This is a genomic window from Bartonella sp. MR168JLCBS, from assembly GCF_042194175.1.
Window position 1 is genome coordinate 1 of record NZ_JBHIMP010000323.1, and the last position, 442, is coordinate 442.

Below are 442 nucleotides of genomic sequence, written 5' to 3' on the forward strand. Positions count from 1 at the left end.
CCGATGGCTCTATGCATGCATGGCAGCAAATTTTGGTGTTCATGGCAATTGCATCAATGATACTTGGTGCATTTGCTGCAATTGGCCAGAGCAATGTTAAGCGTTTAATGGCTTATTCGTCTATCAGTCATATGGGATATGCGCTTGTCGGGTTAGCTGCTGGAGATATGCTTGGGATAAAAAGCGTTATTCTTTATATGACTATTTATCTTAGTATGGTGATTGGTTCATTTGCTTTTATTCTTGGAATGCGGCGTAGTGGTGGAAATGTTGAAAATATTTATGATCTTTCAGGATTGGTAAAGACGAATCCGTTTATGGCTGTTATGATGACGATACAACTTTTCTCTTTAGCAAGTATACCTCCTATGGCTGGTTGTTTTGGAAAGTGGTATACATTTTCTGCCGCTGTTCATGCGGGACGGAAACGACTTGTGGTTGT

1 pseudogene is annotated in these 442 nt (G+C 40.5%); it reads left to right on the forward strand.

From position 1 onward, the window contains the following. Window positions 1-442 (forward strand): annotated as a pseudogene (locus ACFIK8_RS11165) (proton-conducting transporter membrane subunit); the annotation flags it as partial.